We start from the raw sequence: 22930 nt of genomic DNA on the forward strand, positions 1-22930 counted from the left end.
CTAAAACTATTTCTTAAAAAAAGAGCAACCTGCTAAATGCAAATTACTCTTTATAGTCTTGATTAACCGATACGCTCACAAAGCTCTTGTATGAGATTTTTAATATCTTCATCGTGTAAGCCTTTGACACCGCAAGCAAAGCGATGCCCTCCTCCATGATAGCGTTCCGCAATATCATTGATTTGTATATTCTTAGAGCGCAAGCTGCCATTGTAAATGCGATTACCCTCATCATCTATTTCCTTTTGGGTAAAGATTGCCCACGCTTTAAATTCATCAACACCACCAAGCACAAACACCTTATCCTTTGCTTCATTGAAGTTTAAACCAAAGCGTTCATAATCTTCTTGATTGATGATCATATACGCAAAGCCTTCCTCCAAAAAGGTAGCATTGGAGCGAATATAGTTTTCAAAACGAAATAATCGCAAGGAAGTTGAAAAATTATCCGCATTGGCTTTCGCAACATCGACACCGAAACCGACAAGATAAGCAGCTACCTCCAAAGTTCTAGGAGCTGTTGTAGGAATCGAAAAGCGAAGAGTATCTGCAATTAAACCGCTGTATAAATACTGTGCGCACATTGCAGATAAGCTTTTTTCTTCCTTCATCATCAAATAGCCTAAAATCTCACAGGTAGCGCCAAACATATCGGCAACGATTGCTTCTTGTCCAAAATTTTCTGCGTTGATATGATGATCGACACGAAGTATGTGCTTTGCGGATAAAAAGCGCTGATCATCTACACGCTCACTTGTAGAAGTATCTAAAACGATCGCCAAGCTGTTTAGAAGCGTTACATCATCGCAATAATCACTGCCTGGAAAAGCATCTGATTTTGTGCTTCTTTCTTCACCTAACGCATACACCTGCTTATTAGGATAATGATCTACAATCCATTGTTTCAAGCCGAATTGAGAGCCTAAAGCATCTGCATCGGGAGAAACATGGCGGAATAAGGTAATCGTATCAAATTCCTCAATCCGTTGAAATAACAATTTTGTATCCATGCTGCTAAGCTTCAATCAAACGATATGTATCACGCGCAATCATCAATTCTTCATTTGTTGGCAACAACCATACCTGTACCTTACTTTCCGGTTTGCTCAACAGAACCTCTTTGCCGCGAGACTTGGCATTTAATTCCTCGTCAATCACAACTCCAAAAGCTGCCTTTAAACGATTGCATACAAGCTTACGAATGTTTGTATCATTTTCTCCGATACCACCGGTAAAGGCAATCGCATCAGCTCCGCCCATCTGCGCATAGTAACCACCAACAACATTGATTACACGATTTACATACATTTCCGTTGTTAGAACAGCATCATCATTTCCTGCCATGTATCCATCTTCAATATCACGTGCATCACTGGAAATTCCACTGACACCCAACATACCGGACTGCTTATTCATCACATTGTCCATTTCATCGGGAGTCATTCCGGTTTTCTTCATCAAATAGGTAACGATTGCAGGATCAATATCACCACAGCGAGTTCCCATCATTACACCGGCAAGTGGTGTAAAGCCCATAGAGGTATTGATGGATTTTCCACCATCTACGGCAGTGATACTTGCCCCATTGCCTAAATGGCAGGTAATGATTTTGGTATCCTTGATATCCTTTCCCATAACCTCCGCACAACGCTGTGAAACATACATGTGTGAAGTACCGTGGAAGCCATAACGACGAACTTTATATTCATCATAATACTTTCTAGGCAACGCATACATATAAGATTCTCTAGGCATTGTAGAATGGAATGCAGTATCAAATACAAAGACATGCTTGCAATTCGGTAAATTTTCCTTAAATGCATTATAACCAATCAATCCGGCAGGGTTATGTAATGGTGCCAAATCATTTAATGAAGAAAATTTTTCTACCACTTCATCATTTACCGCTACAGATTCCGTAAAGATTTCTCCACCATGCACCGCACGATGTCCTGCACCTGTAATTTCATCTAAAGAATTTACAATTTTATGCTCAACAAGTGCTTCCAACAATAAAGCAACCGCTTTGGTATGATCCAAAATAGGAAGAACCTTTTTCACCTTCTCGCCGTTTACCTTAATGGTAAAAATTGCGTCCTCAAAACCAATTTTTTCAATGATGCCACTTGTCAATACTTCTTCCGTTGGCATCTCGAATAGCTGAAACTTCAATGATGAACTTCCGGCATTAACTGAAATAATTTTACTCATAATATCCTCCTGTTATTCCATTTGTTCTAATTGCTCAACCAAACAAATAACCTCTTGGTTGCTCACCGCTTTTATTTTATCATAAATCTGCTTTCTTTTCTCGAGATTTACAACAAGTTGCAGCTTTTTTTCATAATTCTCCAAAAATGCTGTGCTGCGCTTGATATGATCATTTACTGCTGCTCGACTGATTCCCAACTGCTCACTGATTTCCGAAAGGGAAAAATCCTCTTTGAAATGCAGATCCATAACATGCTGCTGCTTTGGTGTTAATAAGGGCTCATAAAGATCCAGCAATAAATTGATGCGTTGCGTTTCATCAATCATGCTGCACCAAACCTTCGCACAAGCCATACAAGTAGGAATCAATATCAAACGGACGTAAGTCCTCTAAGGTTTCTCCCAACCCGATATATTTTACCGGCAAACCTAGCAAATCACGAATCGCAATCACGATACCACCCTTTGCAGTACCATCTAGTTTCGTTAAGATAATGCCGGTAACGTTCGTTGTTTCAGTGAAAATCTTAGCCTGTGAGATACCGTTTTGTCCGGTTGTCGCATCAAGTACCAACCATACCTCATGTGGTGCACCTTCAATTTCACGTTCCACGACACGTCGCATCTTACTAAGCTCATTCATTAGATTGGTCTTATTTTGTAAACGTCCTGCCGTATCGCAAATCAAGTAATCCGCATGATGCTCCTTTGCGAAGCGTGCAGCGTCTACGATAACAGCACTTGGATCTCCGTTTTCTCTTCCTTTGATACAATCAACACCTAAGCGATCAGCCCAAGTAGCTAATTGATCGACCGCTCCTGCACGAAAGGTATCGGCAGCCGCAAGCACCACTTTTTTTCCTTCATCTAGAAATGACTTGGTAAGCTTTGCTGTAGTCGTTGTTTTTCCGCTTCCGTTTACCCCCACCATATAGATAACGGTAACTCCCTGTTCATTGATATGCATAGCTTCATCTTCATACGAAACATACATATCACGTAGTACCTCTACCAAGCATTCACTGATTTCATCAAAGCTGGAAAGCTTGCGATCCAAAGCCCGATTTTCTACTTCGTCAACGACCTTTTGAGCTGTCTTGATTCCTAAGTCAGCCTCTAATAAGGCGACCATCAATTCCTCTAAAAACTCTTCATCAATCCCACGAAAGCCAAGGGATAAACGACGGATACGCTCGGAAAAAGAACGCTTTGATTTATCCAAGCCACTGAGATAACGATCGCTATCACTTTTTTGTTGAAATGATTTTTTTAGCTTTGAAAAAATACCCATTATGCCTTCACCTCTTTCTTATCAATAAAATTTATTGCATCTTGAAGCTTGACCTTCAAAAGCTGAGAAACCCCATTTTGTTGCATCGTAACACCATATAAGGCATCACATTGTGCCATTGTGCCAGGACGATGCGTTACAACGATAAATTGACTTTCTCCCCGAAACTGTGCAATATATTTGGCAAAACGTTCCACATTCGCCTGATCCAAAGCCGCCTCTACCTCATCAAAAATACATAACGGCATCGTTCTTGCCTTCAAAATAGAAAACAATACGCAAATCGCAATCAAGCTCTTTTCCCCACCGGAAAATAAGCGAATGTTTTGTACCGTTTTACCGGGTGGCTGAACATCAATGTCAATACCGGTATTTAAGATATCACTGGGATCCACTAAAAACAAACGCGCCTTTCCACCTCCGAACAAGGAACGAAATACATCATTCAGTTCACTGTTGATTTTATCAAACATTGCTTTAAATTGGCGAACCATGATTTCGTCCATTTCATCAATGGCATCTAAGATTTTGCTTTTCGCCTGCTGCAAATCTTCTTTTTGATGAGTCAGAAATTCAAAACGCTCACGTACCTCTTGATATTCACTAGGAGCATCTAAGTTGATATTACCTAAAGCCGAAATTTCTTCTCGTAATTGAAGAACCTTTTTTCTAGCTTCCTTCATATCCGTATCCAGTTTTTGACTTTGTGCATATTCAAAGGTCATTTCATATGTTGATGATAAACGCTCCATACTGGCTTCCAAACGTGTTTCTTCCTTTGCCTTCGCAACCTCAACTTCACGTTCTTCATTTTGAAGAACGTTTAAATCTCTACGCAGCTGTCGAATACTCGCCTCTTTGCGTTCTACCTCACTCCCCGCACGCATACGGCGCTCTCGCTTTGCCTTCATCGTAGCAGCAACTTCATCTAATCGAGAATGCAGAGCACTTAGACGTACCACCAGATCGTTTTCCAACAAAGAAGTATCGCTTAGCTCCTCAGCCGGAGCATACTGTTCATAATCAGCACGCAAATGTTCGTATTTAGACCACTTAGCTTTCACAATCTGATCAAGCTGAGCATGCGAAATCTGCATTTGTACTAATGAAGCTCTGACGGCTTCTTTTTTCGCCGATAAGGCTTGCTGCTGTTGATACAAGCCTTCACTTTTTAAGCGTTGTCCTTCCAAGCTTTGCTCAACCTGTGTCAGCTCTTTTTGAAGTGTCATTGGGGTAGAAGCATTACGATTTTTTCCACCCGTCATACTTCCGCCCTTATTCACGATATCTCCCTCTAACGTAACAATTTTATAATTGTAACGCAATACCTTGGCAATCTCATTGGCATTTACCAAATTATCCGCAACAATGACATTTCCCAACAATGATTCACGTAAACCATAAAAGGTCTCTTCACATTCTGTAAAATCAGTAGCAACTCCCAAATAGCCGGTAAGATTTTGTGCCAACACCTCATGTTCACGCTGCATACGTCTAGGCTTCATAACCGTAAGTGGCAAGAAAGTGGCACGTCCACTTTGATTGCGTTTCAAAAAGCCGATCGCATGTCTTGCACTTGCCTCATCTTTGGTAACGATATGATACATTGCACCACCCAAGGCGCTGGATATTGCCGTTTCATAATTGGTCTGTGGTTTAAAAATCTGTGATACCACACCTAAGATACCATCTAAAGTATTTTTAGCATCTAAGATTGCTCGAACAGCATGCTGATGATTGAATGGCTCCTTTACCAAATTTTCCAATACACTCTTGCGATTTTCCAAACGATTTAAGATATTTGCAGCCTGTGTATATTCCTGCATGCAGGACGCAAGATCAGCTTCTAGCTTTTGCAAGTTCTCCTTAGCTAAGGCAATATCCCTTTCCAAATCCTTAAAGCGTTTGTTTCGATCCTCATATTCGTAATGTGCTTCCTCCAGCATCGTCTTTAATTCCTTTGCTTTTTCGGCATTGCTAGCAAATTCAAGCGCATATTTACGCTTTTCATCAAGCTCCACCTTACGTGTTTCTAAGATACGACTTTCTTCATTCAGCTTCGCAAATTCCCCCTGCAAATGATTGATTTCACGATCCAACTGATACATTTCATTGCGCAGCTCTTGGTTTTTCGTATCCGCAACCTGAATTGTTGTTTCATGCATGGCCTTTTGTGCTTCAAAGTCAAAAGCCTTTTTACGCAGCATTTCAATGCTTTCATTCAGTGTTTCGATTTCATCAACCAAAACACTTACCTCAATGGTTTCCAATTCCTGTTTCTTTTCAAGGTAAATTTCAGCTTTCTTCGCTTGTCGCTTCAATGGATTTACCTGTCGCTCCAACTCGATGATAATATCCTCTAAGCGTGCTAAGTTTTCTTCCATGCGATGTAGCTTAGATAAAGATTCACTCTTACGCTTACGATATTTCGCAACACCTGCCGCTTCCTCAAAAAGAGCACGCCGCTCCTCTGGCTTCGCATCTGCAAAAGCCGAGATATTCCCCTGTGATATAATCGACAAAGAATCTCGTCCTAAACCGGTGTCCATGACAAGATTTAAAATATCCTTTAAACGACAAGGCGTTTTGTTAATAAAATACTCTCCTTCACCACTATGACGATGCAAGCGACGTGTAACCTCTACCTCTTCAAAATCAACATTCAAAAGATGCCGACTGTTATCAAAAACCAGTGTAACCTCTGCCATATTAACCGGCTTACGCTGTGCAGATCCATTAAAAATAACATCACTCATACTGTTTCCGCGCAGTGATTTTACACTCTGTTCTCCCAATACCCAACGTATGGCATCATTGATATTACTTTTCCCACAGCCATTGGGTCCGACAATACCGATGACATCGGAATCAAAGGTTATAATCGATTTATCCGCAAAGGATTTAAAGCCTTGCAGCTCTATCCGTTTCAAAAACATATATCACATTGCCCCTTAACATCTTACTATGCGTTTTTTTCTTTTCTACAAACTGTGTTTAATTATATCATACATTTGTACTTTGAGAAAGTATGTGTTAAAATAATCGCAAAACGGAGGTGCATGCAATGAGTGGTTCTATGCGCGAGATGTACCATTTGCGTTTTGGTGAAGAGGTAGCCAACTGTGTAACCCATGGTATCATGGCGCTCTTATGTCTATTTGCTTTACCTGCAAGCGCTATTTATTCCTATACAAAAGGCGGAACGATATTAGCGGCCGGAGTATCTATTTTCATTCTCTGCTTATTTTTAATGTTTACTGTTTCGACGCTTTATCACTGTATGCCTTATGATACTACGCATAAATATATCTTTCGTAAATTAGATCATATTTGCATCTATTTTGCAATTGCCGGAAGTTATACACCGATTGCTTTGACTTTGATTGGTGGTTGGCAAGGGTTCTTAATTCTAGCTATTGAGTGGATTGCCGTATTATGTGGTGTATTATTAAAAGCAATTTCAACAAAAAGTCTACCTAAACTTAGTATGACAATTTATATGGTTATGGGTTGGACCGCTATCTTTTTCTTACCTACCCTATTATCGAAAGCAAGCATTCCTTTTCTTGCGTTAATTATCGGCGGTGGCTTAATGTATACCATCGGTGCTTTCTTCTATAGTAAACCACAAAAGGCTTATTTTCACTCAATATGGCATGTATGTATCAATATTGCTAGTATTCTGCATTTTATCGCAATCGTATTTGTAATGTAAAAAAGGGGCTGTGTCAAATAAATCACAGTCCCTTTAACGTTTTAACGGCACTACTCTGGCAAGCCCTCCAAGCGAAGTTTCCCTTAGCTCCAATGGTATTTTCTTTCCGGTATAATTCATTGTATTAACGACCATGTCAAAGGTTACACGATGCTCTCTGACATCACTGATATGCTTAGCAAGCAAAGCAGCATCAAGGGCACGCAATACCCCTACCGCATTTCGTTCAATACATGGAATCATCACATAGCCCCCCACTGGATCACAGGTTAATCCTAAATGATGCTCGATTCCGATTTCCGCTGCATATTCGATTTGAGAGGTCTCCAATCCCCAAAAATAAGCACACATAGCTGCACCCATTGCGACAGCCGCTCCGATTTCCGCTTGGCAGCCTCCCTGTGCACCGGAAATGGTTGCATTTTCTTTAATAAGATTTCCAAACAATCCCGCTACCTTCAAGCCATTTAAAATCATTTCTTTTGAATAGCCTAGATCCTTATAGAAATAATATATTAACGAAGGGATAATGCCGCTACTACCTAAGGTTGGTGCCGTTACCGTCATATTTCCACTAGCATTTTCTTCACTTGCCGCATAAGCATAGGCACATAACAAAAGCTTTTCTTTTTCACTTGCCGATGTCGCTTGATCAGCTTTCTGCTTTAAGCTTTTCGCAATGCGGGAAAGCTCTAGCTTTCCGGGTAAAACACCCTCTCTTGTCAAACCCTGTTCAACGGTTGTCAGCATTTGCGAAAGAATCTCCTCCATATAGTCATCTAAATCATCAAAGGCATTAACATATTCCCATAGCTTCATCGTATGCTGTTTGCAATATTCTTCGATTTGCGCAAGGCTTTGGTGCGGATAAACCTCTTTTCCTTCTCCATTATCCTCACCTTCTATTTCAATTGCCCCTCCGCCAACTGAATAAACTGTCCATTCACCTAACAAAGTATCCTGTGCATCGAATGCCATCAAATGCATCGTATTTGGGTGCTTTAAATCTTCACGATTCTTAAAAAAGATCCCACATGGCTTTGGCTCCATTGTCTTTTTAATGATGTAATCGGTCAAATGTCCTTTTCCCGTTAAAGATAAAGAACCATACAATTCTACCTCATAACGAACTGCCTGAGCATACTTTCGTTTAAACAATACCGTGGCACGCTGTGGTCCCAAAGTATGAGAAGAAGATGGACCCGGTCCGATACGATATAATTCTTTTAATGATTTCATAATTAACTACACTCCTCTTAAATGCAATAAAAACATCTCAAAACCTAAATTTTTATCCAGTTTGCCGCTTTTGATCTGTTGATCTAACGTCGCAAGCCTTTCCAATATATTCAAAATTGCATTGGTTGATAAATGCATCACCGTTTGTATGGAACGCTGCACACGATATGGGTGTGCACCTAAAACAGCTGTGATTTCCTTTTGCTGTTTTCCCTCATCTAACAGCTCTCGTACCTGATAAAGAAAACGAAACTGTCCTGCCAAAAGCGCAATCAAAAACACCGCATCTTTATTCAAAGTAGATAAATCCTCCCAAATATGAAAGGCTTCTTTTATTCGCTTTTCCACTACAGCGTTTACTAATTGAAAAACATCATCTTCCAGTGGACGAGTAACGATACTTGATACAACCTCCGTGGTAATGGTATCTCCGTATAACTCCAGCTTAGAAAGCTCATTTTGAATCATCAAAATATCAAATGGCATTCTTGATAACAGCAATTCCCGAGCATTGCGTTCTATCGAAATGCTTCTTTTTTTTAGCTGTTCATCAACAAAACGACGCTTTCCCTGTTCATCTAGCTTACGAAACTGTAAAACCTTACAGACACTTTGCAGCTTTTTCACAATTTTTTTACGTGCATCGAGCTTTTCAAAGTTTCCTATAAAGATCAATATCGTTGATTCCAATGGCTGTTTCAAATACTCTTCTAAAACATGCAGATCCCAATTGGTATCATCACTAGGCGATAGGAAATTCGCATTTTGTACGATAATAGCTTTATATTCGCTAAAAAAAGGATAGGTTTGTGCGTCTTCCATAACCGTATAAGCATCTGTTTTCCTCGCATCATAAACCACCTTGTTCATTTCATCTTGAATGCCATGCTGCAACAAAATTTTCGCTAAGCTCTCCTTCAACAGATAGGACTCTGTACCATACAAGACATAATTCATTTCATCACCTGTGTTTTATTATACCAAATTCCCCACTTGCCGTCTTGAAAAATGCGAAAAATTTGCAGAATTTTATCGATATTCCTCCCTCTTTAGGTGTCATAAGAGCGGTAATATGTTCCTGTTTTAGATGTTTTAAAACTTCTTGATGTGGGTGTCCATAGCGATTGTTTCGCCCGGCAGATATCAGTGCAAGACTAGGCTGCAGCTGATGCAAAAAAGGTAATGAGCTGCTTGTCTTACTACCGTGATGTCCGAGCTTTAAAACATCAACCTCTAGCTTCGGATATTTCTTCATAAGCTCTGCTTCTGCCCCTACACCGGCATCTCCCATCAACAAGACACGTAAGCCATAAAAATCAAAATAGGTAATGATGCTGTTTTCATTACTGTCTGGATGCTGATAATCATAAAGAACTATCGGAAATTCATAATTCCGAATACTTCCTTTTTCTTGTTTTTCGGTAATAATTTGTGTAATCGGTATGCATTCCTGCAATTCCTTTAAACCACCACTGTGATCGTAATCGTCATGGGTCAATAATACCGTATCAATTTTTCGAATACCACGCATACGAAGCTGCTCCATAATAATATCCTTCGGGATATTTTTATACTTACTCCCCATAACATCGACTAGCATTACGCCCTGTCCATACGGAAGCGAAATCAAAGTACAATCTCCTTGTCCTACATCTATGATATAAATTTCACCAAAAGGATTAAGATAAGGCGCAAAGAAAGTATAAAGAAACAAAATGCACAACTTATATTTCGCTTTCCTCTCTCCTTCTATATAATGAATCAGTGAAACCAGCCACAAAAGAAGCCATGGAAAAGAAACTCGATAAAAGCTTTCAAATCCGATTGTTTCAAAGGTTGACAGCGCATTGCTGAGCCATGTAAAAAAGACCGTAAAATAAGGATATGGGAATATTCCGTAAAGCAGACAAAGAATATATAAAAAAGCATAAGCCTTACGAAGATATGGGAATATAAGTATGGATATCGGATTGCAGGAATGAAAAAACAAAAATTGGAAGGGTATCATAATGCTTAAGGACAGTGCCCAGCGAGGACGCTTTGCTCGATGAAAAATGCCAACCAGCATAAATGCCACCGGTAATAAAAAACCTAATTCATAAGCCATATAAGGAAATATTCGTAACAGTACAACCATTCCTAGACCTACTTGATCTTTATAAGACAAGCGATCAAACACCAAGCGTATTCCTCGAAAACATAAAATGCGCCATATTGCCGTTGTAAAGCTTGTACATATACCCAAACACCCACTCAACACAATAACGCATAGCATTGCTTTTTGACGATGAATATAACGTGTTAAAAAGCGTTCAAGGGCACTCATCAAAAAGGCAATATGCATTCCGCTAGACGTTATAAAATAAGACAGTTCTGTTTCATGAATACCAAACAACATCGCCTCCAACCATGTTGCTGCCTGTTGATCTTTCTTCTTTTGAATATTGGATAAGATACGATGACGAAAAGAAGTCCCCTCCTTTAAAATACGTACATTCTTATTTTGTATTTGATAATGGATATTCCTTCTTGCTAGCCATGTTTGAAAGTGAAAATCATTGATATTGTGTATAGTATTGATGCTTTCATAGTTTCCGCTTACCTGAATTATATCATCGAAACCCAAAGGGGTATCTGTATAAACCAAAGCCTTAGTCTTACCAGCTTGTGCAATCACATAATTTGTGTGTACCTCGTGTACTTTTAATATTTTACTCATTAGTGGTTCAATAGGCTTCGGAAACACTGGCAGCAATAAAGACAGCAATAACACAAGCATTGCTATTTTTACTTTGAAATGACGCAGATAAAAAATAAGCATACCTATTAGAAACACACAAAGCAGCCATTTATAAGGAACCCATATAGCTAGCAATGTTACTAGTCCTATGAACAAATAGCTTCCATTCATAGCGTAATCTGCCCCTTGATCTTTTCAAACATTCTATCTCCGATTCCTTTTACATTTTTCAACTCCTCCAATGTCTTAAATGGCTGTTGATTACGATAATCAATAATGCGCTGTGCAATAGAGGGACCTACCCCCTTCAATTCATCAAGTTCCTCCAAGCTTGCACTGTTGATGGAAATAAGCTTTGGTGCTTGATGCTTACCAACAACAATAACACCATGATTTTCGATATCCAATGTTAGGTTTAAATTAGAGGTATCTCCTTCTTTCGTGCAGCCACCTGCTAACGTAAGAATTTCCTCTACGCTTGCGTGTATAGCAACTTCATAAATTCCCGGCTTTTTTACCTCTCCCTTTACTTCTACCTGCTTGCTTTCTGATTGAAATTGTCTAAGATCGACATAGTGTAGCTCACCATAAAAGATGATAAGCAAAAATAACAGTACAATGATTTTTTTCATCATAACCCCTCCCTAAGGAAATACGATGAAAACATAGAAAATCATAAAAAAATAACCTGTTTGCACAGATTATTTAATAGAAAGAATTTTTACTTCATAAGGTGTTTCTGCACCACTGACCTCAACAATATCGTTTGTTTTATGATCCATAAGTGCTACTGCCAATGGTGTAATATTAGAAAGCTTACCGTTTAAAGGATCCGCCTCTATCGATCCGACAATGGTATATGTTTCTTCTTCATTGGAATCCATATCCAAAATCGTAACCGTTGAGCCTAATGTTACTGCCTTCTTTTTAGTTTTCTTATCTCCTTCGATAATTTCGGCTTTTGCAATCATCGCTTCCAAATCACGAATACGCGCTTCAACCTGTGCCTGATGCTCTCTTGCTGCATCGTAATCCGCATTTTCACTAAGGTCTCCTTGTGCACGTGCTTCCTGTAATTCAATGATTACCTCATCTCTTACAACATGAATCAAATGATCATGCTCTTTTACTAATTCATCTAAACCTTCCTTGGTAACTAAAAACTTTTCTTCTTGAGCCATAATTTCACTCCTATTCGCTATGGTATTATACCACAATCCTTTACAGAATACTACTTATTTACGAAGATTGTATTTATCGACATTAGCTTCGTGTTCGGCAAGTGTCTTAGCATAATGAACACTTCCATCACCATATACATCTGCCACAAAGTATAAATAATCATTGTCTTTTGGATTTAAAACCGCATGAATCGCTTCCTCTCCAGGATTTAAAATCGGTCCAATCGGTAACCCTTCATGCAAATATGTGTTGTATGGAGATTCGATATGTGTATTGACTTCACAATCCTCTCCGGAGGTCAAATCATCATACAAAGCATAACATACCGTAACACTCGATTGCAGCATCATTCCTTCTTGCAATCGATTATAGAAAACACCGGCAATCATATCCATATCCGATTTCTTTGCAGCCTCGTATTGAACAACACTAGCCAAGGTTATAATCTCCTGTACGCTGTATCCACTTGCTTCGATATCCCCTTGATATTTCAAATAAATTTTATTGAAATGCTCTAAAAAGGTTTCGGTAATCTCTTGCGCAGTTGCGTCTTTCTTGAACATATAGGTTTCAGGGAACAAATACCCTTCCAGCTTGACCTTATAGTTAGTGTTTAAAATATCCTCACTTAAGAAAGCATATTTTCCCATAAGGGATCGCAAATAGTCATCATCGTTCCATAAATTTAACAATGTTTCTTTCGATATTCCCATATTGTCCTCGATCAGCTGAGCAACCTCTTTCGCCCACATACCTTCTTTAAAGGTAATCGCAATTTGATCGTCCTTTGCCTTTGTTATATCATTCAAGGTTATTAGAATTTCTTTCGTTGACATTGAACGATTCAAACTGAAATTACCGGCTTTGATATCAGAAAGACCATTAAATTTCATACATAGCTTCGCAGCAAAAGAATTTTTAATTAAATCCTGTTCTGCAAGCTTGTTTAAAACAACCTCACTACTCTCTCCAGACTCTACTACAAATACGATTGGATCTTTTTCATCACTCACAGCTGCAGTTGAGCTATTGTAATAAATCATAAATCCAATGATGATACAAACTAAAGCAATTACGATTCCAATCGGAATAAAGACTTTTTTTTGTTTCCAAAAATTCTTATTCATCACTCGCTTCCTCATCTTCTTGGAAGGCTAAAATAACTTCTTCAATCATTGCCCATTCTTCATCACTTTCTACCGGCAATAAATTTCCGGCATCATCGTACGCCGATGCAAATACCTCTTCACTTTCTACATCGGGATCAGCAAATACTACATATTTTTTTCCATGCTCCTCATCTTCAAAAGTAAATAAAATCTCCATGCGTTTTTCATTACCTAATTCATCGGTTACATACAAGCTATTTGAATCTAACATACCAAAATCCTCCTTCTACCCTCTGTATAGTTTATCATATTCAAATTAACAATCGACACTCTTTCCTATCTTTTTATGAAATATCGCCATCTTCACAAAAGAGGCGCTTAGAACGCCTCTATGATTGACTATCTAAATACCCCTGCAAAATTTGAACAGCAGCCATTTGATCAATGACTTTTTTACGCTTCTTACGTGATACATCTGCCGCAATCAAAATACGCTGAGCCGCAACAGTTGTTAAGCGTTCGTCCCATAAAACAACTGTTACACCTAAAGTTTCCAGCCTTTCCTTAAACATAATCGAAATATCGCCGCGAATACCAACATCACCGTTCATGTGCTTAGGCAGTCCTAAGACAACCGTTTTGATCTGATATTCTTTTATGTACGTTTGTACCTGTCCAAAAGCACTGTCATAATCTTCTTCCTCAAAACGAATGGTTGTTACCGGCTGCGCAATCATTCCCAAAGCATCGCTTACACTTACTCCTAGTGTCCTGCTTCCTAAATCCAAGCCCAAAACACGCATTTATTTTTCCTCTTCCAAATAGGCACGTACCAATTCTTCTATAATTTCATAACGCTCAATGCTTTGAATTACCGTACGAGCGTTGTTATGGGAAGAAATATATGCCGGGTCATTGGAAATCAAATATCCGGCTAACTGATTTACAGAATTATATCCACGTTCATCTAAGGCTTCCTTCACCAATCGTAATACATGCTTGATATTATCCCTTTTTAATTCTTCAGCGGAAAAGGCCATTGTTTCCGTAATATCTTTCATTGTATTACCTCCTTTGTTTATATGTCTATTTTAACGTATATTTAGAAAATTGAAAAGCATTAAGAAAGCATATTTTTAACGAATTTCATCGCTTCTTCACATTTTGATGGATCCTTTCCACCGGACTGTGCTAAGTCCGGTCTTCCTCCACCCTTACCATCACATATCATCGCTGCCTGACGAACTAAATCGCCGCATTTTACACCATTAGCAACCGCTGCTTTACCTGCCGCAGCAACAAAGGTGATTTTATCTTCGCTCGCACTTGCCAAGAAAACAACAATATCCTCATATTTTGCTTTCAGATTATTGGCAATATCCTTCAAAGCATTTCCATCGGCACCACTCAGATTTGCGAATAGCAGTTTGTGTCCATTGCATTCCTCAATTGTATTTTCCAAATCATTTGCCTTTAAAGCAAGCATTTGGGATTGTAGAGTAGCTAACTGTTTTTTCAATTCATTCGCTTCCTCCACAACATTTGCCACTTTTGCCTCAAGATTAGCAATTCCCTTCATTTTCAAATCTGCGGCAATCGCATGAAGCATTTGATCGCCAGCTGCGAATTCTTTATACGCATCATAGCCTGTTTTCGCTGTAATACGACGAATACCGGAACCGATGCTCTCCTCGCTGATGATCTTACAAACACCGATTTCCTGTGTATTGTTTACATGGCAGCCACCACAAAATTCCTTTGACACATCTCCCATGCTGACTACGCGTACAACATCACCATATTTTTCATCAAACAGAGCAGTTGCCCCACTTTGCTTCGCTTCCTCAATCGGCATTTCCACCTTACTTACTGAATAATGCCCGGCAATAAATTCATTCACTAGATTTTCGATATTTCTTAGCTGTTCTTCACTGACTTTTTCAAAATGTGTAAAGTCAAAACGTAAGTACTCATCGCTTACAAAAGAACCGGCTTGAGCGATATGTTCTCCGACAACACGTTTCAAAGCACTTTGTAATAAGTGAGTACATGAGTGATTGGAAGTAATCACCGCACGACGCTTTTCATCAACTTTCAAGCTTACCTCATCACCGACATGCAGAGCACCGGCATTGATATGCACACGATGAAGATGCTGTTTATGCGGAGCCTTAACGGTATTTTCTACCACTGCTTCCACAGCTTTGGAAATTGTTCCCGTATCACCGACCTGTCCGCCGCTCTCGGCATAGAAAACAGTTTGATCAAACATCACATCTCCATCTTCCACAAGCTCATCTACTTTTACACCATCTTTGAATAAAGCGATAACCCTCGCATCACAGCAGCAAGCATCATAGCCAACAAAGGTACTTTCTAAGGTACAATTCATTAAATCAGCAGATTGAGAAGACATAGATTCCTGTTCTTCACGTGCATTACGAGCACGCTCCTTCTGCTGCTTCATTTCAGCTTGAAAGCCGTCTTTATCTACAAAATAACCACTTTCTTCTGCCATCTCCAAAGTCAATTCAAATGGGAAACCATATGTATCGTACAATTTAAAAGCAGTTGCTCCGTCGATCGTTTTCGTTTCCTTATTTCTTTCCATAACCTCTCGCATCAGTTTCTCACCATCGCTTAAGGTTGCTTGAAAGCGTTCTTCTTCAGCCTTTACCAGCTTTGCAATATAATCCAATTTTTCTCCTAAATACGGATAGAAGTCCTGCATAATTTCATAAACTACCGGTACTAGTTTATACATGAAGGCTCCTTCGATTTTCAGTTTTTTACCAAAGCGTACCGCACGACGAAGTACACGACGAAGCACATAACCTCTGCCCTCATTAGAGAACAAAGCACCGTCTGCAAGGGCAAAGGTTACCGTACGGATATGATCGGCAATAACACGGAATGCCATCTTGTTTTCGTTCACTTGGTAGGAACAGCTTGTATATTTTTCTGTTTCATGAATAATCGGTAGGAATAAATCGGTATCGAAGTTTGTTTCACCTCCCTGTACCAAACAAACTAAACGCTCCAATCCCATACCGGTATCAATGTTTTTCTGTGGCAATTCCTTATACTCACTGCGATCAAGTTCAGGCTTACAGTCAAATTGCGAGAACACAACATTCCATACCTCGATATAGCGATCATTCTCCATTTCTTCAAAGAATAACTTTTCTTCCAAACCTTCCGGATCATATTCTTCTCCGCGGTCAAAGAAAATCTCGCTATCCGGTCCACCCGGACCTTCTCCAATTTCCCAAAAGTTTCCTTCCGTCTTTAAAATATGACTTGGATCGACACCACAAACCTCTGTCCAAATACGATAAGCATCGTGATCGTCGGTATAAACAGATACATATAATTTTTCTTTCGGAAAACCGATCCACTGTGGACTGGTTAAAAATTCCCATGCAAACGGAATTGCTTCTTCTTTAAAATAATCACCGATAGAGAAATTTCCAAGCATTTCAAAAAAGGTATGATGACGTGCGGTTTTTCCTACATTTTCAATATCATTGGTACGAATTGATTTTTGAGCATTCGCAATACGATTATTCTTAGGTTTTTCACTTCCGTCAAAATACTTTTTTAAAGCCGCAACACCGGCATTGATCCAAAGCAGCGTCGGATCGTTATGTGGCACTAAGCTTGCACCCGGCTCAATCATATGTCCCTTTGATGCAAAATAATCCAAAAACATTTGTCGAATCTGATTTCCTGTTAATTCTTTCATAAATTACCTCCAAAACAATAAAAAAACGTTCCTATATCTAGGAACGTATATCAACTACGCGGTACCATCCCAGTTCACCTGTGCATAGACAGGCACCCTCACTTAACTCTTAACGCGAGTACACGCTTGACTCCAAAGCAGCCTTCCACATACCGTTAGGAAAGCTTCCACCAAACGCTTCCTCTCTAAACTAACAAATATATGTACTCCTCTTTTTCACCGTCTTGATTACAACGCAATAATTGTAACATATTGCTGACTATTACGCAATTAGATTTTCATATTCTCTTCCTGCATCACTTCATCAAAATCATACCAAATATCCTCCCATTTACCAACTGTATCATTTTCTTTCGCATGCAGATAACTACGAAACCCTATCTGTGCGATTGCTGCGAAGATCGGTGATAAAATCACTCCCGGAATACCAAAAAAAGCATCAGATACAAAAATAAACGCAAAGCTTAGAATTGGACGTACGTCCATCGTTTTATGAAAAATCATCGGTTGAATGACATTAGATTCTAGTTGTTGTAACAGCCAAACAAGGAATATCGGAAGAAAAGGAAAATGCTCATAGCTTAACAAGGCAACAATGACTATTAAAACTAAGCCGATACTTGCGCCGATATACGGAAATAAATTCAACAATGCCAAAAGCAGTGCATACACAAAAGCATTGGGAAAACCGCTAAGCGATAAGATACACCATGTGCTAACAGTAATAAAAAGCAAGTCTAAGAAGGTTCCTAAAAGATATTGATAGATAATCTTACTAGCTGTGTGATAGAAGGTAGAGAAACGATGCGCATTTTTGAACACTTTATAAATACAATGTTTCCAAAACTCTACATCAATAGAAATAAAAAAACCGGTTAAATACGCAACACCGTAATCCATTGCCGTTGAAAAGGTTGAACAAAGCGTATCAACAACGAACATTGACCCCTCCTTTAAAGAGTTCCGTTCCAATAAGCTATGAAAGTCATAAGGAATGTGATAAGATTCTAAAATATTCTTAAATCTCTCTAACCATATAGGCAGCATTTTTACACATTCTATGATTTGCTTATAAAAGATCGGTACTAAGACAACAAGAAGTAAGCTAACAATAACAGCAAAGACAATATAGACTAGAAAAACAGAAAGTCGTTTAGGAAGGTATAGCTGCACGCGATCGATCATCGGCTGCATAAAGAAAGCAACTACCACTCCAAGCAATACCGGCAAGCAAGCATGATAAATGCGTACAATGCGCTCATACATATCTATTTGCTTTAAAATAAGAATACCGATAAGAATGACTAGGATCGGGAATATTATATGTCTGGCACTACGATCCACTTGTTCTAAAAAATGCTTCATATAGGAAAAGAAAAACCCCAATGGGGTTAATCATGCTCCAGACAATCGCATACATGGTCGTATGTCTTGTGGATCTTTCGCATCATTTTCTTTTTATTGCGTTTTGATTTGCGATAAAAATCAGTTATTTCATCTTCCTGTGTATAACCTAAATACAAACCGATTGCCATACCGACCATAACTGATACCATACATTTATTCATTATCATCACTCCTATCGCTGTTAGTTTGGCAGCTTTAAAAGCGATTATTCATTATATGCTAAAATTTTTGAAAGAAGTGTCGTTTTTCGAGTATGATGCTCATTGCTTTCTAGGCTTCGACGAAAAACTTCACGATTGCCTAGCAAAACCAGACTTTTTTTCGCACGTGTGATAGCAGTATATACCAATCGTTTCTGCAGCATGTAACGATAATCAGCAACAATCGGTAACACAACAATCGGATATTCACTTCCCTGTGCTTTATGGATAGAAATACAATAGGCATGTGTTAAGTGATAAATAGCTTCTCCACGATATTCGACAAGTACACCATCAAAATCGGCGATAATGCAATGCTGGTGGTGAATATCCTCATCAGCAGAAATAATTTCAAGGATTGTTCCGATATCACCGTTATATACACCATCATCGGGTTGGTTTTTTAGCTGCAAAACCTTATCATGTTCACGAAAAATACGGTATCCTACTTTAACCTCTTTTTTATATCCATCAGCAGGATTAATCATTTTCTGTAAAGCAATATTTAAAGCATCAATGCCGGCAACTCCGCCATACATAGGAGCCAATACTTGAACATCTGTATCAGAAAAACCCTTTTCAAATGCATTTTGAACAATTTTCAAAACCATATCTTTTATTTCGTGGCTCTCAGCAGGGAAGAAAGCAACATCTTTGGCATCATCAATAATATCTTCATAACCTTCTTTGACTTGGTGTGCTAGAGTAATGACATCACTGCCTTCGTGTTGCCTAAAAATCTTATGTAAGCGCGTGGTCTTTATGATGTTTGCGGCAAGAATATCACGTAATACACAGCCACACCCTACGCTTGGTAGTTGATCCTCATCACCAATTAAAAGTAGCTTTTTTACGTTTGCGCAAGCCATTGCAAGATGATAAAACAACCAAGCATCTACCATTGAGAATTCATCAATGATTACGACTTCATAGGGAAGTGGTTCTTGTGCATTTGCTTGAAAGGTATTGGTTTCTAAATCCCAACGCAATAGGCTATGAAGTGTCATAGCCGGATAATCACAAACCTCGGCAAGTCGCTTAGCAGCACGCCCGGTAGGTGCACATAATGCAATTCGTTCATTTGGTAAAAAAATCTTTGCCAAAGCCAAAATTCCTTGAACAATCGTTGTTTTACCGGTACCCGGTCCTCCGGTAATTATAGAAAGAGGAGTGTTGAAAAAACTGCGAATCGCCTCCCTTTGAATACTATCATAAGAGATATGGTAGCGTTCCTTTAAAGCATTCAGCTTGGAATCTAATTCATTTTCATCAATCGTTTCCTGTGTATATGCAAACTCATTTAGAAAAACAGCAATTCCTTTTTCAGCGTCATATTGTGTATGATGATAAATACGTTCATCTTCTCGGATAAGCAGTCGTTCCATTTCCAGCTGTTCAAGATAGGATTCTAATTCAATCTCATTACCGAACAACTTTTGCATTCGCCGCTGGATTGCGATTCGAGTAGTATAACTATCACCGCTGCTCATACACAACTCCATGACATTTGATAATACAGCTGCTTTAATACGATACGGGTGATCTTTTTCAAAAGATAAATTAGCAGCTAATTTATCCGCAGTTGCAAATCCGATACCATCAATATCTGTTACCATGCGATATGGGTTTTCTTTTACAATTGCCACTGCCTGTTCACCATAGGCTGCCTCTAGCTTTACGATATTACGCACACTTAGTCCGCATTTAGTAAAGAAAACAATTGAATCCTCTTCCTCATCATGCTCGTTAATGCCGCGAATGATGCTTTCACGCTTTTTAAAATTCAAACTTTTTACTTCCAATAAAACATTTGGATTCTGTTTAATCTTTGTTATTGCTTCCTCACCAAGTGTCATAACAATATCCTGAGCACTTTTTTTACCAATACCGGAAAAAAGACTACTAGAAAAATAGCGAATTAGACTTTCTTCATCATTGGGCTGCATTCTCTCGTAGCTAGCCACTTGAAACTGCATTCCATAACGATAATGCTCTACATAGGCACCATGTAAAACATAAATCACATCTTCCTGTAATTCATGAAAATATCCGGTAGCAGTAAAATCTTCCTCGTTAGTATCATAGGTTACAAACTTCGCAACGCTATAGCCATTTTCGGCATTGCGAAAAATCGTATGCAAATGCTTAGCCTTTAATACAGTCTCTCCATTCATAAATTCTCCTTTATGATTTATAATAACATTGCTAATACTGCAATTAAATTATTTAAAAAATGTAATAGAATCGGTACAAAAATAGTATTGCTTTTCTCATATCCATAAGCTAAAACCATACCAATCCCACTATAAACAAGCAGAAATGGCAGATCGGAAAAATCAAGAGTGAAAAAAGCATTTATAAAATGAATACTTCCAAATAGTAAGCTACTTATAAGACTTGCCAAAAGAAATGATGTTTTACTACGAAGCTTTGTAAAAACTCCACCACGAAAAACGCACTCTTCTACTATTGGCGCAAAAAAACAAGTTGAAAATAAAGTCAATAGTGGAATAAACCGAGAACTTGCTTCAATTGCTTGTTGATTTTGGGTGGTTTCCATGCCAGTAAGTATGCCAATCAATATCGATAATATAAGATTTGCAAAATATGTGGCACAAATTAAAACCAAAACGAGTAAAAGATTATATCGTAAATGTGCTTTAAAATAGATGAAGCCCTTCTTCAACAAAGGATACGCCAACCAAATAGTAATCGCTAAAGTAAAAAGATAAATACATAATTGAATAGACGGCAAAATCATAATAGCGTAAGGATCGTTAGCTAATGTCAAAAACACGCCTATTTGGCGATACAAAAAGCCATAGCCTAGAAAATAATGCAAAACAAGCAAAAACACACGTTGCCAAGACAATGACTGTAGCTTACTTTCCATTTTCCACCCTTTTTTTAATTCGTTCATTTATACTTTGACCATCAATAAAAGCATCTTCGATAACACCGCCACCTAAACAAGTTTCATTCTGATAAAATACAGCCTCTTGTCCACTGGTAACCGCAGCTACCTTTTGAGAGTAACGTACAAAAACAGTATTATCATCAATAAAACGCAGAACCACTGCATTATCAGCCTGCCGATAACGAAATTTTGCAGTACAAGCATAGTCCTCACTAGGTCGTTCATTAGAAAACCAATTCACACCGGAAACGATACAGCTGTTAGTAAATAACCAATCAGATTCATTTCCGTTCGTAACATATAGAACATTCTTTTCAACATCTTTTCCAACCACAAACCAAGGTCCTTTATTTCCACCAATGCCTAATCCTTTGCGCTGTCCGATTGTATAGTATAACACACCTGCATGACGGCCAATAACTTCCAATGATTCAATATCTACAATATCACCATCTTTACTAGGCAAATAATTTGATAAAAAAGCTTTGAAATTACGTTCACCGATAAAACAAATTCCGGTAGAATCTTTTTTGGCAGAGACACTATCTAAATGCAATTCCTTGGCAATTTGGCGAACCTCATGCTTTTCTAAATGGCCAATTGGAAACAATGCATGTTGTAAGCTTTGTTGAGGTACCTGTGCTAAAAAGTAAGTCTGATCTTTATTTGTATCTGCACCTCGAATTAACCTGCTTTCTTTAGGGCCATGTTCAACCTGTGCATAATGCCCCATCGCTACCATATCAAATCCCATCTTATTAGCATAATTTAAAAAAGCATCAAATTTAATGTATTTATTACACAAAATATCCGGATTAGGTGTTCTACCTTTTTCATATTCCGATAAAAAATATTGAAATACATGATCCCAATACTCCTTCACAAAATCCACTCTTAAAAGTGGAAGCTCAAGCTTTTCCGCTACTGCTTTTGCATCCATAAAATCTTGTTCTTGCGGACAAACCTCATTTGAAATTGTCGGGTTGCCCAAAATATCATTATTGGCATAAGCGTCCCAATTCCGCATAAAAGCACAAGTCACATCATATCCAGCCTCTTTCAACAAATATGCAGCTACTGCAGAATCAACACCGCCGGATAAACCTAATAATACCTTTTGTTTCATCATATCACTCTTTCGTTATGTTTTCCATTATATCATGCTTACAGTAAA

21 protein-coding genes and 1 other annotated feature are annotated in these 22930 nt (G+C 38.6%); of the genes, 1 reads left to right on the forward strand and 20 read right to left on the reverse strand.

The annotated features are described in order from the left end of the window. Positions 1-62: 62 nt before the first annotated feature. From EUBDOL_RS06310 to EUBDOL_RS06330, 5 genes are read right to left on the reverse strand one after another with little or no spacing between them, the layout of a single operon-like run. Entirely contained in the window at positions 63-1010 is a 948-nt protein-coding gene (locus tag EUBDOL_RS06310; protein WP_004799725.1) for a DHH family phosphoesterase, read from the reverse strand. Positions 1011-1014: 4 nt separating this feature from the next. After that, positions 1015-2211 (reverse strand): acetate/propionate family kinase, encoded by a 1197-nt coding sequence (locus tag EUBDOL_RS06315; RefSeq protein WP_004799727.1) that lies wholly within the window; start codon positions 2209-2211, stop codon positions 1015-1017. A 12-nt stretch (positions 2212-2223) separates the two neighbouring features. Continuing rightward, the gene (gene ylxM / locus EUBDOL_RS06320) at positions 2224-2538 is read right to left on the reverse strand and encodes a YlxM family DNA-binding protein (protein WP_004799729.1); all 315 of its coding nucleotides are present in this window, start codon (positions 2536-2538) and stop codon (positions 2224-2226) included. After that, the gene (gene ftsY / locus EUBDOL_RS06325; protein ID WP_004799730.1) at positions 2531-3502 is read right to left on the reverse strand and encodes a signal recognition particle-docking protein FtsY; all 972 of its coding nucleotides are present in this window, start codon (positions 3500-3502) and stop codon (positions 2531-2533) included. The genes ylxM and ftsY overlap by 8 nt, the downstream gene beginning before the upstream one ends. Then, a complete protein-coding gene (locus EUBDOL_RS06330; RefSeq protein ID WP_004799733.1) occupies positions 3502-6438 on the reverse strand; it encodes a chromosome segregation protein SMC in 2937 nt (978 codons plus the stop codon). The genes ftsY and EUBDOL_RS06330 overlap by 1 nt, the downstream gene beginning before the upstream one ends. Positions 6439-6566: 128 nt before the next feature. Between EUBDOL_RS06330 and trhA the strand changes: the two genes are divergently transcribed. Beyond that, on the forward strand, positions 6567-7217 hold the full coding sequence (trhA, locus tag EUBDOL_RS06335; RefSeq protein WP_004799734.1) for a PAQR family membrane homeostasis protein TrhA: 651 nt from the start codon (positions 6567-6569) through the stop codon (positions 7215-7217). A 33-nt stretch (positions 7218-7250) separates the two neighbouring features. Here the strand turns inward: trhA and EUBDOL_RS06340 are convergent, their stop codons facing one another. From EUBDOL_RS06340 to mnmA, 15 genes are all read right to left on the reverse strand, one after another. Continuing rightward, positions 7251-8456 carry an L-serine ammonia-lyase, iron-sulfur-dependent, subunit alpha gene (locus EUBDOL_RS06340; protein WP_004799736.1) on the reverse strand — a complete coding sequence of 402 codons (1206 nt, stop codon included), beginning with the start codon at positions 8454-8456 and terminating at the stop codon, positions 7251-7253. Between the two features lie 6 nt (positions 8457-8462). Next, positions 8463-9413 carry a DNA polymerase III subunit delta gene (gene holA / locus EUBDOL_RS06345; protein ID WP_004799738.1) on the reverse strand — a complete coding sequence of 317 codons (951 nt, stop codon included), beginning with the start codon at positions 9411-9413 and terminating at the stop codon, positions 8463-8465. Between the two features lie 4 nt (positions 9414-9417). Further along, positions 9418-11367: a ComEC/Rec2 family competence protein gene (locus EUBDOL_RS06350; RefSeq protein ID WP_004799740.1), complete on the reverse strand. Its 1950-nt coding sequence runs from the start codon at positions 11365-11367 to the stop codon at positions 9418-9420. After that, a complete protein-coding gene (locus tag EUBDOL_RS06355) occupies positions 11364-11828 on the reverse strand; it encodes a helix-hairpin-helix domain-containing protein (RefSeq protein WP_040463312.1) in 465 nt (154 codons plus the stop codon). Before EUBDOL_RS06355 ends, EUBDOL_RS06350 begins: the two co-directional genes overlap by 4 nt. A gap of 69 nt (positions 11829-11897) precedes the next feature. Beyond that, complete coding sequence (gene greA / locus EUBDOL_RS06360) at positions 11898-12377, reverse strand: transcription elongation factor GreA (protein ID WP_004799743.1); 480 nt, start codon at positions 12375-12377, stop codon at positions 11898-11900. 54 nt (positions 12378-12431) lie between these two features. Beyond that, on the reverse strand, positions 12432-13505 hold the full coding sequence (gene mltG, locus EUBDOL_RS06365) for an endolytic transglycosylase MltG (RefSeq protein WP_004799745.1): 1074 nt from the start codon (positions 13503-13505) through the stop codon (positions 12432-12434). After that, positions 13498-13758: a DUF1292 domain-containing protein gene (locus tag EUBDOL_RS06370; protein WP_004799747.1), complete on the reverse strand. Its 261-nt coding sequence runs from the start codon at positions 13756-13758 to the stop codon at positions 13498-13500. The genes mltG and EUBDOL_RS06370 overlap by 8 nt, the downstream gene beginning before the upstream one ends. 118 nt (positions 13759-13876) lie before the next feature. Further along, positions 13877-14290 (reverse strand): Holliday junction resolvase RuvX, encoded by a 414-nt coding sequence (gene ruvX, locus EUBDOL_RS06375; protein WP_004799750.1) that lies wholly within the window; start codon positions 14288-14290, stop codon positions 13877-13879. Continuing rightward, positions 14291-14548, reverse strand: a complete 258-nt coding sequence (locus EUBDOL_RS06380) for an IreB family regulatory phosphoprotein (RefSeq protein WP_004799751.1) — start codon at positions 14546-14548, stop codon at positions 14291-14293. Between the two features lie 59 nt (positions 14549-14607). Then, on the reverse strand, positions 14608-17232 hold the full coding sequence (alaS, locus tag EUBDOL_RS06385; protein WP_004799754.1) for an alanine--tRNA ligase: 2625 nt from the start codon (positions 17230-17232) through the stop codon (positions 14608-14610). Positions 17233-17268: 36 nt separating this feature from the next. Beyond that, positions 17269-17461: a binding site (T-box leader), on the reverse strand. A 41-nt stretch (positions 17462-17502) separates the two neighbouring features. Next, the gene (locus EUBDOL_RS06390) at positions 17503-18597 is read right to left on the reverse strand and encodes an AI-2E family transporter (protein ID WP_004799755.1); all 1095 of its coding nucleotides are present in this window, start codon (positions 18595-18597) and stop codon (positions 17503-17505) included. Positions 18598-18623: 26 nt separating this feature from the next. After that, positions 18624-18800 carry a hypothetical protein gene (locus EUBDOL_RS11560; RefSeq protein WP_022420088.1) on the reverse strand — a complete coding sequence of 59 codons (177 nt, stop codon included), beginning with the start codon at positions 18798-18800 and terminating at the stop codon, positions 18624-18626. A gap of 44 nt (positions 18801-18844) precedes the next feature. Then, the gene (gene recD2, locus EUBDOL_RS06395; RefSeq protein WP_004799759.1) at positions 18845-21013 is read right to left on the reverse strand and encodes an SF1B family DNA helicase RecD2; all 2169 of its coding nucleotides are present in this window, start codon (positions 21011-21013) and stop codon (positions 18845-18847) included. A gap of 17 nt (positions 21014-21030) precedes the next feature. Further along, positions 21031-21732: a CPBP family intramembrane glutamic endopeptidase gene (locus tag EUBDOL_RS06400; RefSeq protein WP_040463317.1), complete on the reverse strand. Its 702-nt coding sequence runs from the start codon at positions 21730-21732 to the stop codon at positions 21031-21033. Continuing rightward, on the reverse strand, positions 21722-22882 hold the full coding sequence (mnmA, locus tag EUBDOL_RS06405; RefSeq protein WP_022420085.1) for a tRNA 2-thiouridine(34) synthase MnmA: 1161 nt from the start codon (positions 22880-22882) through the stop codon (positions 21722-21724). Before mnmA ends, EUBDOL_RS06400 begins: the two co-directional genes overlap by 11 nt. Positions 22883-22930 lie beyond the last annotated feature (48 nt).

The organism is Amedibacillus dolichus DSM 3991 (assembly GCF_000154285.1).
GTDB classification, from domain to species: domain Bacteria; phylum Bacillota_I; class Bacilli_A; order Erysipelotrichales; family Erysipelotrichaceae; genus Amedibacillus; species Amedibacillus dolichus.

Coding starts and splice junctions, on each gene's coding strand:
- ylxM (WP_004799729.1), bottom strand. CDS start 2,538: ATGATTGATGAAACGCAACGCATCAATTTATTGCTGGATCTTTATGAG.
- EUBDOL_RS11560 (WP_022420088.1), bottom strand. CDS start 18,800: ATGAATAAATGTATGGTATCAGTTATGGTCGGTATGGCAATCGGTTTG.
- alaS (WP_004799754.1), bottom strand. CDS start 17,232: ATGAAAGAATTAACAGGAAATCAGATTCGACAAATGTTTTTGGATTAT.
- mltG (WP_004799745.1), bottom strand. CDS start 13,505: ATGAATAAGAATTTTTGGAAACAAAAAAAAGTCTTTATTCCGATTGGA.
- EUBDOL_RS06315 (WP_004799727.1), bottom strand. CDS start 2,211: ATGAGTAAAATTATTTCAGTTAATGCCGGAAGTTCATCATTGAAGTTT.
- EUBDOL_RS06380 (WP_004799751.1), bottom strand. CDS start 14,548: ATGAAAGATATTACGGAAACAATGGCCTTTTCCGCTGAAGAATTAAAA.
- ftsY (WP_004799730.1), bottom strand. CDS start 3,502: ATGGGTATTTTTTCAAAGCTAAAAAAATCATTTCAACAAAAAAGTGAT.
- EUBDOL_RS06310 (WP_004799725.1), bottom strand. CDS start 1,010: ATGGATACAAAATTGTTATTTCAACGGATTGAGGAATTTGATACGATT.
- EUBDOL_RS06400 (WP_040463317.1), bottom strand. CDS start 21,732: ATGGAAAGTAAGCTACAGTCATTGTCTTGGCAACGTGTGTTTTTGCTT.
- EUBDOL_RS06355 (WP_040463312.1), bottom strand. CDS start 11,828: ATGAAAAAAATCATTGTACTGTTATTTTTGCTTATCATCTTTTATGGT.
- EUBDOL_RS06330 (WP_004799733.1), bottom strand. CDS start 6,438: ATGTTTTTGAAACGGATAGAGCTGCAAGGCTTTAAATCCTTTGCGGAT.
- EUBDOL_RS06340 (WP_004799736.1), bottom strand. CDS start 8,456: ATGAAATCATTAAAAGAATTATATCGTATCGGACCGGGTCCATCTTCT.
- trhA (WP_004799734.1), top strand. CDS start 6,567: ATGAGTGGTTCTATGCGCGAGATGTACCATTTGCGTTTTGGTGAAGAG.
- EUBDOL_RS06390 (WP_004799755.1), bottom strand. CDS start 18,597: ATGAAGCATTTTTTAGAACAAGTGGATCGTAGTGCCAGACATATAATA.
- EUBDOL_RS06350 (WP_004799740.1), bottom strand. CDS start 11,367: ATGAATGGAAGCTATTTGTTCATAGGACTAGTAACATTGCTAGCTATA.
- EUBDOL_RS06370 (WP_004799747.1), bottom strand. CDS start 13,758: ATGTTAGATTCAAATAGCTTGTATGTAACCGATGAATTAGGTAATGAA.
- mnmA (WP_022420085.1), bottom strand. CDS start 22,882: ATGAAACAAAAGGTATTATTAGGTTTATCCGGCGGTGTTGATTCTGCA.
- holA (WP_004799738.1), bottom strand. CDS start 9,413: ATGAATTATGTCTTGTATGGTACAGAGTCCTATCTGTTGAAGGAGAGC.
- ruvX (WP_004799750.1), bottom strand. CDS start 14,290: ATGCGTGTTTTGGGCTTGGATTTAGGAAGCAGGACACTAGGAGTAAGT.
- greA (WP_004799743.1), bottom strand. CDS start 12,377: ATGGCTCAAGAAGAAAAGTTTTTAGTTACCAAGGAAGGTTTAGATGAA.
- recD2 (WP_004799759.1), bottom strand. CDS start 21,013: ATGAATGGAGAGACTGTATTAAAGGCTAAGCATTTGCATACGATTTTT.